We start from the raw sequence: 15,723 nt of genomic DNA, 5'->3' as shown, positions 1-15,723 counted from the left end.
AGCTTAGCTCATTTAATATAAGTTGATAAGGTTATACTCGAAAAACAGATTAGGGACATATTAAGAGAGAATGAAATACTCTTCGATAAAGCGGACTCAATTTGAAAATTTAAGTGAATAATGATGTACTGTAGACTATTGAATTGCTCGTGTTGGAGGTATCTCTGTGCTATGGATATCGGCTCCTCATTTATGGGTTGCTTTCGCTGCAACGCTTTTTTTAGTGATATTTCACTATTTAAGTCCATGGTTTGCAAATCATTTACCTGGAAATGGAAGTGCCTTTGTCTCCTTTGCAGGTGGTGTAGCTGTAGCCTATGTTTTTTTACATATGTTGCCCAATTTGGTTGAGTACAACAAGCCCATAGGTCGTTTTCTCATGGTTAATCAATGGCTTACTCCCTTTACCGAGTTATTGATTTACATTGTCGCATTATTCGGATTTCTTGTTTATTATGGTTTTGATCTGATTGCAGAGCGAAATCGTGATGAAGGGCATGATGACGGCATGGTTTATGGGTTGCATCTTACCATGTTCTGTCTTTATAATTTTTTGATTACTTATACCATGTCGTTACGTGCTTTATCCAGCATCACCGCTACTGTTTTGTTTACCTTTGCTATGGCGCTTCATTTTGTATTGACCGATCGTAAATTCTGTCGGTTTTATAGCATGCAATTTAATCATTTAGGTCGTTTTATACTGATAAGCGCTTTGCTTGTTGGCTGGATCTGCTCGGTGATTTTTGATCCGGTTAACGTGTTAATCGCTGCATTGATGCTTGCATTTCTTGCGGGTTCCGTTTTATTGAATGTGTTTCGAGAAGAGATGCCCGCATCCGGCCTGGCCAGTTACTATTGGTTTTCTTTTGGTGCGTTGCTGATTATGTTTTTGTTATTGTTACAAACATGGATATTTGTGTGGTATCCCGTTTCAATTAAACCAGAACTGGCTATGCTCAGTCCCTGACTCTATGTTACAGACTTTTTGTATCTCAGTGCACTAATTTAATTATTGGTTAAATTATGTACTATAATAAGGTAAGAAATCTTAGGGTACATGGAGGTTTTATGGGCTATGTTATTGCGATTAGCCAATCAAAAGGCGGTAGTACAAAAACAACTACAGCCATTAATTTATGTGGTGCTTTATTAGAGAAAGGTTATAAAGCAATCGTTGCTGATATGGATAAAGATAAACCTGATGCCATAAATTGGGCCAAGCAGGGAGAACATATCAATTTTGTAATGGAGCTTTTTGAAGAAAAACCCATGGATATAATGGAATCATTAAGGCGAACTTATGATTTCATTGTATTAGATACCCCACCCAACTATATGCCCGCCGCATTTAAAGCAATCATGCTATCAGACTTGATTATTTTACCCTGCTCTCCCAGTTTTTTGGATCAAACAAATTTGACCGACGCTATATCCATACCAAGAATGGCGCAAAAGCCATTTAAAATATTAGGCTGTAAGATAAATAAAAGACATAAATTATCAGAAAAATTATTATCTGAGCTTATTAAATCCGGACAGGCATTTGAAACGTCCATATCCACCAAAGCTGCAGTTTTGGAAAGTCCATTTCAAGGTAAATGGCTAGGAAATTACCGTCCTGGCTGTGATAGTCATAAAGAGTTCTTGTCATTAGCTGATGAGGTTATCAAAATGGCTAATTTATGGACTAAACCTTATCCTGCTCTTCATTCTCAAAATACAGAGACTGTTGAACGAAGAGCAAGTCCTCTATAGGAAATTAAAGGAGCTCAAAATGCAGAATTTTTGTCTATCCGATGCAATCCTTGAACGATTTAAGGCGGTTGAGCAAGATATGGGATATTCTGAGCATATTGTTCAGCTGGATTGCAACACAATAGATACATGGGAATATCGTGAGCGAAGCTCTTATGAATTAGGTTCTATCGATTCTTTAGCCTTGAGTATAAAACAAGCAGGACAGTGTCAGCCAATCATTGTTGTCAGAGCTTCAGAGATCTTTAGACCTAAAGACAACCCCTTAGCACAATACGTTGTCATTGCAGGATACAGGCGATGGATGGCTTGCAAGACTCATCACCTTGAAGTGCAGGCAGTGATAAGAAATTTAAGTTTTGAGCAGGCAATCACCGTTCTGGTAGCTGATTCTGAAAAAGAATCTGTTTCTGAATATTCCAAGGGCATGTTGTATCATACCTTATTAGGTTCGGAGAAAATCTCTCCTGATCAGTTATGTCACAGATTAAACATCAGTCCGCAACAGCTCGAGAATTATTTGGCATTCGCACAGGTACCTGACGAGCTTTGGAGTTCAGTAGGGGATATGTCTAAGGTATCTGCCAGGACAGCAGCTACAATCAAGAGTTTATCCGAACGAGGAACCATTTATCGTGATGCACTCCTCAGTATAGCTAAAAAAATAGGCCAAGGCTTTGGTGAGAAGCGAATTAAGAGAGCGGTTGAGACGAGCATTAATCAACAGTTGAAGAGTAAAACAGCTGAAAATCCGAGCGATCATCAAATTGAATTTAATGGGAAAGTTCTGATGAATCTTCATCAAGGACGAATTAAACTGGATAAATCTTTGGTAAATCATGGTAATTTTAAAGAGTTAGTTGGTACTTTGGAAAAAAGTATCACTGATTTTGCTAATAATTATTTCAAAGGTAATTGTAAGGGGTAATCCCACAACCCCATTTTATTGGGATTTTTTAGCGTTAACTCTAATAAGTGAAGAAATTCTTTCCGACTGATGATGGTCGCACCTAACCTAAGTAAATGGTTGGTTGGCATTTGGCAATCAATGAAATCAAATTTCCAGGCGCTTAATGTATGGCAAAGATAATATAAAGCAATTTTGGATGCGTCAGTTACTTTATGAAACATGGATTCACCAAAAAAACCTTTTCCCAAACCAATGCCATATAATCCTCCGACAAGAATATCGTCTTGCCATACTTCAAAGGAGTGGGCATACCCCATAGTGTGTAAGGTAGTATAGGCATCAATCATTTCATGGGTAATCCAGGTATTATTGACCCGACCGGAGCAGGTTGCACATGCGGTAATTACCTCATGAAATGCAGTATCAATGGATAGTCTGAACGGTTTTTTTAGAGATTTTCTCAGGCTTGGTGATATCTTCATTTGGTCAGGAGCAAGAATCAGTCTTGGATTTGGTGACCACCATAAGATAGGACAACCAGGTTCAAACCAAGGGAAAATTCCTTGGGAATAGGCTTGCAGGATACGTTGTGGATGCAAATCACCGCCTATAGCCAGTAGTCCTTGTTTGTCGCTGGTTTCAGGGTTTGGAAAAATATAGTCAGTATCAACCAATGTAGTCCTTAATCCATTAGGTAATTTATAAAGAATACAGCCAACAGAGCCTGTTGGCTATAGTGTTTATCTTACTGATTTTATAGTGAATCCAGATATTTTTCTGCATCAAGGGCTGCCATGCAGCCGAAACCTGCAGAGGTAATTGCTTGTCTGTATACATGATCAGCAACATCCCCACAGGCAAAAACTCCGGGTATAGAGGTACTTGTTGCCATACCATCCAGTCCGGATTTGATGGTGAGATAGCCGTCTCTCATCTTTAATTGGTCGGTGAATAAAGAGGTATTGGGGGTATGACCAATGGCGATAAAAACGCCATCAAGAGATAATTCTTCTTTTTCATTAGTCAGAACATTGCGAATGGAAACGCCCGTTACTTTTTTTCCATCCCCCAGTACTTCATCAAGAGTTGAGTTCCATATCAATTTGATGTTACCGGTACGTGCTTTTTCAAACAGTTTATCCTGGAGAATTTTTTCGGAGCGTAGGGTATCTCTTCTGTGAATCAAAGTAACCGATGCAGCAATATTGGATAAATAAAGAGCTTCTTCAACCGCTGTATTTCCACCACCAATAACGCACACGTTTTTATTGCGATAGAAAAATCCATCACAGGTTGCGCACGCAGAAACGCCTTTTCCTTGATATGCTGATTCTGATTCCAGACCCAAATATCGGGCAGAAGCGCCTGTAGCTATGATTAATGCATCACAGGTATACGTTGTGCTGTCTCCTTGCAGTGTAAAAGGCGCTTGCGCTAAATCGGCTTTGACAATATGATCAAATATAATTTGAGTTTCAAAGCGCTCAGCATGCTTTTGCATCCGTTCCATCAGAGCAGGACCTTGCAGACCCTCAACGTCGCCAGGCCAGTTATCTACCTCGGTGGTTGTCGTTAACTGACCACCCGGTTCCATACCCGTTATTAATACCGGGTTTAAATTGGCTCTTGCGGCATAGACTGCGGCCGTGTAACCTGCTGGACCTGAACCAAGTATGATTAAGCGGTGGTGATTGCTTGTGCTCATCGTCTCTGCCTTCCTTATATTTTGTGTTAAGATGGCAAATATTATGACAAAAACGAAAATAATAAAATACCTATGGCAAAACAAGACTCGGGAAAACAGGCTGGAGCCCCTAAAAAATCCATGCCAAATTATATTGTAAAACGCTTGAGTGAAGGCGGTTTTATACTTATTTTATCCATCGCACTTTTTGTACTTTTATCGCTATTTACTTATAAAGTGAGTGATCCTGGCTGGTCGCATGCTACCCGGCCCGGAGTTGATATAGCCAATGCTGGTGGGCAAGTCGGTGCTTATCTGGCGGATGCCTTGTATTTTGCTTTTGGATACTTTGCATTTTTGTTGCCTATAGCTTTTGTTTATGTTGCCTGGGCGTTATTAAAAGATTTTCATGCGTTAAAGTCCTTCGATAAAACAGTTCTGATGATTCGTTCCGCTGGATTTATTCTGATGGTAATGGGTGGATGTGGACTATTAACTCTTCAACCAGAAATCAAAGCAGTGGACTCTATTCATAGCGCTGGAGGAATAATAGGCCAGGCAGTGAGCAATGGCTGGTATCAGATGTTAAATTTTCAGGGCGCCACTCTTGTTTTATTGGCCATGCTTTTAGTGGGAACAACATTGCTAACAGGCCTATCCTGGCTTATCTCGATAGAACTTATTGGTAAGTATACTCTAGTAGGCATTAATGCCTCGTATAAGGCTCTGAAGCACGTCATAACCTTATTTAAAGGAAGAATGCCCTCCATTACCATTAACCCCAAAGAACGTACTGTGGCGACATCAGAAGCTCCCAGTAAAGAAAAATCAGTACCTCAATTATTTAGGCCGAAAAAGGAAAAAGAACGAGATCGCGAAAAAGCACCGCCGGTTCTCATCCTTCCGGAAGAAGCCAAGCCTGAGGTGATAAAAAACGTGCGAGAGTCCAGAGAAATCCGTCCTCCCAAGTTGACTTCATCGGGTACCTTACCTGGGCTAAATTTATTGGATAAAGGTCAACCTGGAAAGCCTATGGGTGGATATACCCATCAGGAACTGGAAAATGTTTCTCGAGATGTGGAACAGCATTTATTGGATTTTGGCATTCAGGCCGATGTGGTAGCCGTTCATCCAGGACCAGTAGTCACCCGATTTGAATTACAGCTAGCAGCCGGTGTTAAAGTGAGTAAATTAACCGCTTTGGCCAAGGATTTAGCGCGTTCACTGTCGGTGATTTCTGTCCGTGTAGTGGAAGTTATACCTGGGAAAACCGTGGTTGGCCTTGAGTTACCAAATCATTCGCGTGAAGTGGTTCGTTTATCGGATGTACTGTCTGCTGACGTTTATCAACAGGCACATTCACCCCTTACATTGGCACTGGGCGTGGACATTGCCGGTCACCCTATGATAGTAGATTTGGCGAAAATGCCCCACCTGTTAGTGGCAGGGACTACTGGCTCAGGGAAGTCAGTGGGTATTAATGCGATGATATTGAGCATTCTTTTTAAAGCATCACCTGAGCAGGTTCGTTTGATTATGGTGGACCCCAAGATGCTTGAATTATCCGTCTATGATGGCATCCCTCATTTATTAACCCCTGTCGTTACCGATATGAAAGAAGCCGCAAGCGCATTGCGTTGGTGCGTGGAGGAAATGGAGCGAAGGTATAAGTTGATGGCCGCTCTGGGAGTAAGGAATTTGGCAGGTTTTAACACTAAAATTGCAGAAGGAATTGCTCAGGGCGAACCGCTTGTTAATCCATTATGGAAACCCGTAGACTCTATGGACACTACAGCGCCTCAATTACAAGCGCTTCCCTATGTCGTTGTGGTTATCGATGAGCTTGCTGACATGATGATGGTGGTTGGCAAAAAAGTAGAGCAGCTTATTGCGCGTATTGCTCAAAAAGCTCGGGCAGCGGGAATACATATGATTCTTGCTACACAACGACCTTCTGTGGATGTATTGACTGGATTGATAAAATCCAATATCCCAACCCGTATTTCATTTCAAGTATCATCAAAAATCGATTCTCGTACTATACTTGACCAACAGGGTGCAGAGCAGTTACTAGGCCATGGAGATATGTTGTATTTGGCTCCTGGAAGTGGTGCTCCCTTGCGTGTGCATGGCGCATTTGTGGATGACAAAGAGGTGCACCGTATCGCTGATGATTGGCGTTCCAGAGGTGAGCCAGATTATATCGAAGACATTTTAAAAATGACCAATGATGGTGAAGGTGGTGTGGACGATGAAGGTCAATCAACAGAAGATGATGATCCTTTATATGATCAAGCCGTAGAATTTGTTATTCAAACACGAAAAGCAAGTATTTCTGCGGTACAGAGAAGATTAAAAATTGGATACAACCGTGCAGCACGAATGGTTGAAGAGATGGAGCGAACGGGAATTGTTGGTCCACTGGATGGTGGATACCGGGATGTTCTGGTTTCATCGGTAACTGAGGAATGAACATGAAAAAATTAGCTGTATTGATCCTGGTCTGCTTTTCGGGCAGTTTGTTTAGCCAGACCTCCGGGGAGTTATTGCAAGAGAAGCTTAATTCCATCAAAACCATGAGTGCACATTTTAATCAGATAGTCAAAGCTAAAAAGAAAGAAGTGTCTCGTTCATCGGGTACCATGGCCTTACAGAGGCCAGGACGTTTTCGTTGGCAAACCATTGATCCCATGGAGCAACTTGTTGTTGCCGATGGAACAAAAATGTGGGTCTATGATGTGGATTTAGAGCAGGTCACTGTCAAAAAGCAGGAAAAAGGCCTTGGTGGAACTGCTGCTTTATTTTTGAGCGGTTATGATGATACCGTCACCAGAGATTTTGATGTAACTCAAAAAGAAGTGGGGCAGGTCATTACTTTTAATTTGAAATCGAAATCTCCCAAAGAAAATTTCCAACAGATTAAATTGATTTTTACTAATGAACAATTAACCGGCCTGGAGTTGTATGACCAGTTAGGGCAGGTGACTACGGTTAAATTAGTCCAAATAAAATCCAATCCCAAGTTACCTGCCAAGTTGTTCCAGTTTAAGCCTCCTAAAGGGGTCGATCTGGTGCAGCAATAAGCACCATTCGGGCATATAGGGTATTTACGAATGAGTTTGTTTAATACGGAGCCTACACCGCCCCTCGCTGAGTTTTTAAGGCCCAAGCATCTCGATGAGGTGATTGGACAAAAGCATTTACTCGGCGAAGGTAAACCCTTGCGATTGAGTTTTATGGGGCAAAAACTTCACTCCATGATACTCTGGGGGCCACCAGGGGTAGGTAAAACAACAATTGCAAGGTTAACAGCTCAGGCTTTTGATTGTGAGTGGATTGCCTTGTCTGCGGTGTTCTCAGGGGTTAAGGAGATCCGAGCTGCAATGGATCAGGCGCAAGATCATTTAATTCATGATAAGCAGACTATATTATTTATTGATGAAATACACCGCTTTAATAAAGCGCAACAAGATGCATTGTTACCCTATACTGAATCTGGACTTGTCACTTTTATCGGGGCGACTACAGAGAATCCTTCATTTGAAGTCAATTCAGCGTTGCTGTCCCGTGCACAGGTCTATGTTTTAAAATCTTTGACTGATGATGAATTAAACGAGTTGTTTCAACGAGCTTATTCAACTGTTTTGTCTCATCTGCAATTCGACAGCCAGGCACTGGAAGACATTATCGCCTGTTCTGATGGTGATGCGCGAAGGCTGCTTAATTTGCTCGAACAAATTAATACTGCCTGTGCTGCAATGAATGTGAGCGAAGTAACCCATGAATTTGTAATGAATGCTTTGGCACCAAACTCCAGGCGCTTTGATAAAGGCGGTGATAATTTTTATGATCAGATTTCAGCATTGCACAAATCCGTTCGTGGTTCTGATCCTGATGCCGCCCTCTATTGGTTATGCCGTATGCTTGATGGTGGCGTTGATCCGCATTACCTTTCAAGGAGGATAGTCCGAATGGCCTGGGAGGATATTGGATTAGCTGATCCAAAGGGGATGCAAATTGCCAACGATGCCGCAATGACTTATGAGCGTTTGGGATCTCCCGAAGGGGAGTTGGCTTTGGCTCAGGCGGTTATTTATCTCGCGGTTGCTGCGAAAAGCAATGCAGGATATGTTGCGTTTAATCAGGCCATGTCTTTTGTAAAAAAAGATAAATCCAGAGAGGTTCCTGTTCATTTGCGCAACGCCCCTACCCGATTATTAAGCGAGTTAGGACATGGGCGCGAATATCGTTACGCTCATGATGAACCACACGGTTATGCCGCAGGAGAACACTATTTTCCAGACGGAATTAAAGATCCCCAATGGTATAAACCTGTACCAAGAGGCTTGGAAATCAAAATCGCTGAAAAGCTGGCATTTTTAAATCAATTGGATGATGAGTCTAAAGGTTAAATCGCTTTGGTCATTGATCAGTGCATATTCATTAATTTTTTTCAACCCATTGATTTTTTAATGAATTTTCAGGTATAACAATATGTCTTAAAAATAAAAGGAATTAGAATCATGCAAAAAAGTTGCAAATTAGCTTCAGTTTGTCTTTCATTAGGCATTTCGACTATAGCTGCTGCTGGGACAATGGGACCTGCTGTTCAGTCTGAGTCATGGTATCTTACTGGTGGAGCAGGGGCTTCCTGGTCAAATGATGCCGATATTACTGTTGACTCTACAATATGGGATTTTTCCAATCAAGGTTACTCAGATAATTTAGGTTCTTCTGCGCTGTTATTTTTTGGAGTAGGCCGATACATTACTGATTATCTTCGTGTTGACGCTCGATTTGAGCACAGAGGCGATTACGATTATTCAAGATATCAGACCGGCGCAAATACTGGCGTGACTGGATTTACCGGTGATGAACGAACACGAAAATTTAAATTGGACAGTAATAGCGTCATGGTAAATGGTTGGGTTGATCTGGGTACGCTCAATTCAAAATTATTATGGCAAGTGGGAACTTTTTCAGTTCAACCTTTTGTCGGTGCAGGAATTGGTGTTGATTATTTGAATGTCAAAGACTTTAGAACCATAACGGCACCATTTGGGGCAGGCCGCACAGAAATCGCTTCGGTAAATCAGACCAGCACAGATAGTGAGTTTGCCTGGCGAGTAGGGGCAGGTCTTACCGCTCAATTAACTCAACGAACTTCATTGGCTATTGGTTATGACTATTTTGATGGTGGCAATATTCCATTTCCTGACTACATCCTGTCGTCATTATCTGCGCCAAGTGGAAGAACTGGTGTTAACGTGACTCCCTGGAAAGGTTCCTTTACAGCAAATGAGGTTTATGCAGAGTTACGCGTTCTCATCTAATGGCGAGCCTTGCTTGATGTATCATGATCTTCTAATACATCATTTAAGAGCGTTTAAGTCGATTTCATGGTTAGCCCATGAAATCGATGCTTATTGAAATAAAATAGGTTCAAAGGTGAGCTCTTCTGAATAGACTCCTATTGAATTCCTACTCAGTGTCAAAATTATGACTGGCAATCAGGTACTGATGATCATTCTCGTTCTAGCGTACCAGTAAATACCCACATACCTTCTTATAGGTATCAATCTTTGACTCATTGATGAAAACCTGCTCCTACCTGTACTTGCTCGCCCTCCCGATTATCCTTGGGGTATGTATTTAAAAACTGGAGAAGCTCTATCGAGAACAATTGAGCAGTTGTTTTGATTTGATGCCATGTCAAATTTTCTTTGAATCAATGGATTAGCTTGCGTCTTTTTTAAAACCGGAAATATTTAATTGAGTAATTATATGATTTTAAACATATTTTCATTTTGGCGTGAAATTTGCTAAAGTCATTATTAACTAACTTTTTCATTCATCATTTTATGGACTATTGTAATTACCAGACTTGTGCGGTTAAACCTCAGATTGAATTTTCTGAATGGGATATTCTGTCCAGTTTACCCAATGCGCTTGTGATATTAAATGCTCAAGGGCGTGTGGTTTGGTTAAATCCTTGTGCTGAAGCGATGCTTGGTTACGGACTAACAGGCTCCTTATGGCTGGATGTCATTCAACGGGCATTTGTTCCACGAGCTGATGATGGTCATGAAGTGTCTTTGGCGGATGGACGACGAGTACATGTTGCTATTTCATCTCTTGACAGTTTGCCAGGTATCTTAATTACCCTATCGGATATTACTGCGACACGAGATTATGAGAAAGCGAGAGAAAATGAGAAAAGGCTGGTGTCTATAGGAACAATGACCGCCCAGCTGGCTCATCAAATCAGAACCCCTTTGTCATCTGCTATTTTATATACTGAGCATTTAAATAATATTGTCGACCTTGATCCCCGTATAAAAAATTGGATACGCCGTTTACAAGAGTGTCATGGGAGTATCGAACAACAAATTCAAGATTTACTGTTGTTTGCCCGAGGCACATCCATAAAACCAATCTTGATGGATATGACTTATTGGTGCTCTCAATTAATGCAAAGAGCTCAGCCTTACATAGAGTCTTCTTCGGTATTATTCAAAGTGAACAATCAATTAATAACACGTGAATCATCCATTCACGGAGAGTCATTAATTGGAGCAGTTTTGAATCTGGTAATCAATGCGTTGCAATCAGAAGCTACAGAAATACATTTAACACTTGCATCTATGGATGATTCAGGTATACAAATATCAGTAGAGGATAATGGAAAGGGGATGAGTGACGAGGTAAAAACACAGGCCTTTTCACCGTTCTTTACCACTAAAGCACAAGGAACTGGTTTAGGATTAGCGGTTGTTTTTGCAGTTGTGAAAGCTCATGGAGGTAAAGTGACCTTAGAATCTGTTGAAGGCGAAGGTACACAGGTAAACTTGTATATACCAGGTATGAACAGAGTCGAATGAAACGAGAATAAAGGATATTTATGAGCCATGTTTTAATTGTTGAAGACGATCCGGTATTGAGAGAAGCTCTTGCTGAGACTATGACTATTTCAGGTCATACCTACATTACAGCCAAGGATGGGAAAGAAGCCTTAACCTTGCTTGACTTGCATAATCCTGCTGTGGTTTTAACAGACATTCGCATGGATAAACTGGACGGTAATCAATTGCTGGCAGAACTTCATAAAAAAAGACCAGGATTACCCGTTATATTAATGACTGCTTATGGATCTGTAGAAGATGCTGTTAATGCCATACGCCACGGTGCCGTGGATTACTTAACAAAACCATTCAGCGCTCAGGTATTAATTGAGAAAATCAATCAATTCATTAAAGTTGAAGTGGATGATTGTGGCGAGCCTGTAGCGCAAGATCCAAAAAGTCAGGCTTTACTCACTATGGCCTTAAAGGTCGCACAATCAGATGTTGGCGTGATGATTAGTGGAGAAAGCGGAACAGGTAAAGAAGTATTGGCTCACTTTATACACGATCATTCTCCACGAAAAAAACAGCCCTTTATTGCGATTAACTGCGCGGCAATTCCAGAACAAATGCTTGAAGCCACCTTGTTTGGTTATGAAAAAGGTTCATTCACCGGGGCCTATAAATCGACTCCCGGGAAATTTGAACAGGCTCAAGGAGGCACTTTACTACTGGATGAAGTGAGTGAAATGTCTTTAAGTTTACAAGCGAAATTATTAAGAGTATTACAAGAGAAAGAGGTAGAGCGTATCGGCTCAAATAAAATGATCAGTCTGGATGTTCGAATTCTTGCTACCACCAACAGACAGTTAAAGGATGAGGTGCAGGCCGGACGTTTTCGAGAAGATTTGTTTTACAGGCTCAACATTTTTCCTCTGCAATGGCACCCATTAAGAGAGAGAAAAAACGACATCATTCCATTGGCTAATTATTTGATTCGAAAACATTGTCAACACAAACAACCTGTAGTTCCGGTGATTAGCCCAACCGCACAAAAACTGATGTTGTCTTATCCCTGGCCGGGTAATGCCAGAGAACTGGATAATGTGATTCAACGAGCTTTGGTATTGCAAACTCAAGGAATCATTGAAGGAGAGCATTTACAGTTATCATTAACCTCCACACTGACATCTGAAACAACGGTCACAGCAAGCAGTAAAAATTTACAGATTCATGAATTTGAATTGATTGAAAAAACGTTATTGGAACATGAAGGAAACAGACAACGGGTGGCAGCATTATTAGGTGTGAGTGAACGAACTTTGAGATATAAGCTGGCTAAAATGCGTGAAGAAGGTTATACCGTTTAAACAACAGAACATTCATTACGCTGTTTTTTGATGATTGAGTTGATTGCAATGAATGAAGATAAGGGGCAGGGAAGTGAGCGATATAAATACTGTAAATTTATTGAATCAAATTCGAACCATGTCTGCTCAGGCAGAAGGGACTGTCAATCAGGCTGATGCGAACCAGACACCATTCAGTCTGGTGTTTCAAAAGGCATTGAGTCAAGTTAATGAAATGAGTCAAGCCTCAGATGCATTGAAAACACGATTCGAACTGGGTGATCCTAATGTCAGTCTGGGTGAGGTGATGGTTGCCAGCCAAAAATCGAATTTGGGTTTCGAAGCAACTTTGCGGGTTAGAAATAAAGTTGTCCAGGCGTATCAGGACATCATGAATATGCCTGTATAATGCAGGTGATTCGATGAAATCCATGGACTAATTCTTTTAGAATCAGGATAAAATTACAGGAGTTTATAATGGCATTGGCTGATAATGCTTCTACTGCGGCAGCGAAATTTGCAAGCTTATCTATCCCTCGCCAAATTGGTTTGCTGGTCGGTTTGGCTGCAAGCGTCGCTATAGGTTTGGCCGTAGTTTTATGGTCTCGCGATCCCAGTTACATCCCTCTATACAGTCAGTTAAATCCTCGAGATACCTCTGAAGTCCTGGCGGTTCTGGAGAGGAGCGGCATCGAGTACAAAATCGATCAAAATAACGGTGTTTTGCTTGTGCCTGCAGATGAATTACAAAGTGCTCGATTAAAACTGGCGGCTGAAGGATTGCCTCGTGATTCCAGCGGTACTGAAGCGATGTTTGCTGGAAATGGAACATTTAACAGCAGTCAATTTATGGAAAATGCTCGTTATAAACAGGCTCTTGAAACAGAGCTGGCGCGAACGATCAGTAAATTTAATGACATTAAATCAGCGCGCGTTCATTTGGCTATTCCCAGAGAGTCTGCATTTGTCAGAGACAGTCAGCAACCTAGCGCTTCAGTATTTATCGATGTTTATTCAGGAGTGGAGCTTAAAAAACACACTATTGCGGCTATAGTCAATCTGGTTGCCTCAAGCATCCCCAGTTTAAGTGCAAGCAGAGTAACTGTAGTGGATCAGGATGGTCAGTTACTTAATGAGGGGGCTGGTCAGACGTTATTTTCAGACACAGAGCGTTTTCTTGATTATCGACAAACATTGGAACAACAATATTCACAAAAAATTCAGGACATTTTAACTCCGATACTAGGGTATGGGAGAGTACGAGCGAAAGTATCCGCGGATATTGATTTTACCAGTTATGAGCAGACTCAGGAGTTGTTTAATCCTGAACAGTCGTCTTTGCGCAGTGAACAAACCATGCAGGAACAACGGAATGCTAGTAATGATGCCAGTGGTGTTCCAGGTTCTCTCTCTAATGTTCCAACACCAAATCCTGCACTTGGACAAAAAAATGTTCCTCCTAAAACTGGAGCTAACGGCGCTAATGCTGCTAATGGTGCTGCACCCCAGCAAACGACTACGGATCAAAGTCAGGCAAGTGATATTCGAACTCAAAGTACAAAAAACTTTGAATTAGACAAAACAGTGAGTCATACCAAAAATCAACCAGGTACCATTAAGAGGTTATCGGTTGCAGTCCTGGTTGATAATCGTGCTGTGATGAATGATAAAACTAAAAAAATGGAGAAAAAACCATTAACTCCTCAGGAAATTGAGCAGATCAAGTTACTTGTGTCAGATGCAATAGGTCTTAATGCAAAAAGAGGCGATAGTTTGAATGTGATCAACAGCAGCTTTGTGAAACCTGATCCTATAGAAAGACTGCCTGATGAGCGCTTTTGGCAAAAAGACAGTTTTTGGTCCATAGTGAAGCAAGTAGCGGGTGCATTATTTTTACTTGCTTTGATCTTTGGCGTGTTTAAACCCATGCTAAAGACATTGGCAAGTAACAAGAGTGAAGAAGAAGCGAGTTTAAAATTAACTGATGAGTCTGGCCAGGATAATCAACTCGGTTTAAACGAAATCAGCGATTATGAGTCTCAATTGAATTTATTACGCCAGGTGGTGGATAAAGAACCTAAGCGCGTTGCTCAGGTTGTTAAAACATGGGTTGACAGAGGTTAGCTATGGACGGAATAGAACGTGCAGCAATTTTGTTACTTAGTATGGGGGAGAAAAATGCCTCTGAAGTACTTAAACATTTAGAGCCGCGACAGGTTCAAAAGGTAGGTATGGCTATCTCCTCTTTGAGTTCGGTCAGTAAAGCTAAAATGCAATCTGTTTTAGTTGATTTCATCAGTGCCATAAGTGATCAGACCAGTTTGACTGTGGACACGGAACACTATTTGCGAACAGTACTTATTGAAGCTTTGGGTTTAGAAAAAGCGACTCCTTTTATCGACAGGATTTTGATCTCTCATAAAGACAGTGGCTTGAATAAATTAAAATGGCTTGACGGCCGGCTGATTGCCGATGTGATACGTAATGAACATCCACAGATTATCGCTACAATATTAATTCATCTTGATTGTGAACAATCAGCTGAAGTGGTCAGCTATTTCAGTGCAGAAAAACGTGCTGAGGTATTATTACGAATGTGTAATATTGACACCGTTAAGCCAGAAGCGATTTCTGAACTGGGTAAAGTTATAGAAAAACAATTGAGTGGTCAAACGGTTGGAAAATCGACTTCAGTGGGTGGAATTAAAACCGTTGCTGATGTGATTAACTTTCTCGATGGTGCTATGGAAGAAGAGGTCCTTGAAAAGATAAAAGATTGGGATGAGGATCTGAGCGATAAAATCCGCGATAAAATGTTTGTTTTTGAAAACCTTGTTGATATGGACGATAGAAGTGTCCAGATTTTATTGCGTGATGTGACCTCAGAGCAACTAAAAGTAGCGCTTAAAGGAACTACTGAAACAACACGAGATAAAATTTTTTCAAACATGTCCAAGCGTGCCGCAGATTTGCTGCGTGATGACATTGAAGTACAAGGCCCAGTTAAAATAAGCGATGTGGAACGTGCACAAAGAGAGATTCTTGCAATCGCCAGAGGCCTTGCTGAGGACGGCAAGATTTCTCTTGGATCCAAGGGCGGTGACGAACTGATTTAAAAATTTCCTCGAGTGAAGATTGGGGTAATCATGGCGTTTAAGATGATTGAAGCGCCATTTTAAG

Annotated in this window: 14 protein-coding genes; 12 read left to right on the top strand and 2 right to left on the bottom strand. The window is 41.1% G+C overall.

All coding sequences use genetic code 11. The annotated features are described in order from the left end of the window. Positions 1 to 166 precede the first annotated feature (166 nt). The 3 genes from G543_RS0101645 to G543_RS0101635 all read left to right on the top strand — a co-directional run bounded on the left by G543_RS0101645 (position 167) and on the right by G543_RS0101635 (position 2,686). The gene (locus tag G543_RS0101645; protein WP_028382982.1) at positions 167 to 970 is read left to right on the top strand and encodes a hypothetical protein; all 804 of its coding nucleotides are present in this window, start codon (positions 167 to 169) and stop codon (positions 968 to 970) included. A gap of 101 nt (positions 971 to 1,071) precedes the next feature. Beyond that, positions 1,072 to 1,758 (top strand): ParA family protein, encoded by a 687-nt coding sequence (locus G543_RS0101640; RefSeq protein ID WP_028382981.1) that lies wholly within the window; start codon positions 1,072 to 1,074, stop codon positions 1,756 to 1,758. A 19-nt stretch (positions 1,759 to 1,777) separates the two neighbouring features. After that, the gene (locus G543_RS0101635; RefSeq protein WP_028382980.1) at positions 1,778 to 2,686 is read left to right on the top strand and encodes a ParB/RepB/Spo0J family partition protein; all 909 of its coding nucleotides are present in this window, start codon (positions 1,778 to 1,780) and stop codon (positions 2,684 to 2,686) included. Here G543_RS0101635 and aat read toward each other — a convergent pair. Continuing rightward, positions 2,659 to 3,342, bottom strand: a complete 684-nt coding sequence (gene aat / locus G543_RS0101630; RefSeq protein ID WP_028382979.1) for a leucyl/phenylalanyl-tRNA--protein transferase — start codon at positions 3,340 to 3,342, stop codon at positions 2,659 to 2,661. The two genes, G543_RS0101635 and aat, sit on opposite strands and share 28 nt — an antisense overlap. Before the next feature lie 80 nt (positions 3,343 to 3,422). After that, a complete protein-coding gene (gene trxB, locus G543_RS0101625) occupies positions 3,423 to 4,373 on the bottom strand; it encodes a thioredoxin-disulfide reductase (RefSeq protein WP_028382978.1) in 951 nt (316 codons plus the stop codon). A gap of 72 nt (positions 4,374 to 4,445) precedes the next feature. On the opposite strand from trxB, the gene G543_RS0101620 reads away from it, so the two are divergent. From G543_RS0101620 to fliG, 9 genes are all read left to right on the top strand, one after another. Beyond that, on the top strand, positions 4,446 to 6,824 hold the full coding sequence (locus G543_RS0101620; protein ID WP_028382977.1) for a DNA translocase FtsK: 2,379 nt from the start codon (positions 4,446 to 4,448) through the stop codon (positions 6,822 to 6,824). A 2-nt stretch (positions 6,825 to 6,826) separates the two neighbouring features. Beyond that, positions 6,827 to 7,435: an outer membrane lipoprotein periplasmic chaperone LolA gene (gene lolA, locus G543_RS0101615; RefSeq protein ID WP_028382976.1), complete on the top strand. Its 609-nt coding sequence runs from the start codon at positions 6,827 to 6,829 to the stop codon at positions 7,433 to 7,435. 30 nt (positions 7,436 to 7,465) lie between these two features. After that, complete coding sequence (locus tag G543_RS0101610; RefSeq protein WP_028382975.1) at positions 7,466 to 8,764, top strand: replication-associated recombination protein A; 1,299 nt, start codon at positions 7,466 to 7,468, stop codon at positions 8,762 to 8,764. 111 nt (positions 8,765 to 8,875) lie between these two features. After that, positions 8,876 to 9,685, top strand: a complete 810-nt coding sequence (locus tag G543_RS0101605) for an outer membrane protein (RefSeq protein ID WP_028382974.1) — start codon at positions 8,876 to 8,878, stop codon at positions 9,683 to 9,685. 528 nt (positions 9,686 to 10,213) lie between these two features. Beyond that, positions 10,214 to 11,233 (top strand): sensor histidine kinase, encoded by a 1,020-nt coding sequence (locus G543_RS0101600; RefSeq protein WP_028382973.1) that lies wholly within the window; start codon positions 10,214 to 10,216, stop codon positions 11,231 to 11,233. A gap of 20 nt (positions 11,234 to 11,253) precedes the next feature. Continuing rightward, on the top strand, positions 11,254 to 12,564 hold the full coding sequence (locus G543_RS0101595; RefSeq protein WP_028382972.1) for a sigma-54-dependent transcriptional regulator: 1,311 nt from the start codon (positions 11,254 to 11,256) through the stop codon (positions 12,562 to 12,564). Between the two features lie 73 nt (positions 12,565 to 12,637). Then, positions 12,638 to 12,952: a flagellar hook-basal body complex protein FliE gene (fliE, locus tag G543_RS0101590; protein WP_028382971.1), complete on the top strand. Its 315-nt coding sequence runs from the start codon at positions 12,638 to 12,640 to the stop codon at positions 12,950 to 12,952. A 68-nt stretch (positions 12,953 to 13,020) separates the two neighbouring features. Further along, positions 13,021 to 14,667 (top strand): flagellar basal-body MS-ring/collar protein FliF, encoded by a 1,647-nt coding sequence (gene fliF / locus G543_RS0101585; protein ID WP_028382970.1) that lies wholly within the window; start codon positions 13,021 to 13,023, stop codon positions 14,665 to 14,667. Positions 14,668 to 14,669: 2 nt separating this feature from the next. Then, positions 14,670 to 15,659, top strand: coding sequence for a flagellar motor switch protein FliG (gene fliG / locus G543_RS0101580; RefSeq protein ID WP_028382969.1), 990 nt, complete (start codon positions 14,670 to 14,672; stop codon positions 15,657 to 15,659). The last annotated feature ends 64 nt before the right edge of the window (positions 15,660 to 15,723 follow it).

The sequence above is a fragment of the Legionella moravica DSM 19234 genome (genome assembly GCF_000423305.1).
Lineage (GTDB): Bacteria > Pseudomonadota > Gammaproteobacteria > Legionellales > Legionellaceae > Legionella > Legionella moravica.
The sequence above is the reverse complement of the archived record's forward strand: the minus strand, read 5'-3'. Positions and strand labels throughout refer to the sequence as shown.

Bases quoted from the DNA above. Each gene is read 5' to 3' on its own strand.
- fliF (WP_028382970.1), top strand. From the start codon at position 13,021: ATGGCATTGGCTGATAATGCTTCTACTGCGGCAGCGAAATTTGCAAGC.
- G543_RS0101620 (WP_028382977.1), top strand. From the start codon at position 4,446: ATGGCAAAACAAGACTCGGGAAAACAGGCTGGAGCCCCTAAAAAATCC.
- G543_RS0101635 (WP_028382980.1), top strand. From the start codon at position 1,778: ATGCAGAATTTTTGTCTATCCGATGCAATCCTTGAACGATTTAAGGCG.
- G543_RS0101640 (WP_028382981.1), top strand. From the start codon at position 1,072: ATGGGCTATGTTATTGCGATTAGCCAATCAAAAGGCGGTAGTACAAAA.
- fliG (WP_028382969.1), top strand. From the start codon at position 14,670: ATGGACGGAATAGAACGTGCAGCAATTTTGTTACTTAGTATGGGGGAG.
- G543_RS0101600 (WP_028382973.1), top strand. From the start codon at position 10,214: ATGGACTATTGTAATTACCAGACTTGTGCGGTTAAACCTCAGATTGAA.
- G543_RS0101610 (WP_028382975.1), top strand. From the start codon at position 7,466: ATGAGTTTGTTTAATACGGAGCCTACACCGCCCCTCGCTGAGTTTTTA.
- G543_RS0101605 (WP_028382974.1), top strand. From the start codon at position 8,876: ATGCAAAAAAGTTGCAAATTAGCTTCAGTTTGTCTTTCATTAGGCATT.
- trxB (WP_028382978.1), bottom strand. From the start codon at position 4,373: ATGAGCACAAGCAATCACCACCGCTTAATCATACTTGGTTCAGGTCCA.
- G543_RS0101595 (WP_028382972.1), top strand. From the start codon at position 11,254: ATGAGCCATGTTTTAATTGTTGAAGACGATCCGGTATTGAGAGAAGCT.
- lolA (WP_028382976.1), top strand. From the start codon at position 6,827: ATGAAAAAATTAGCTGTATTGATCCTGGTCTGCTTTTCGGGCAGTTTG.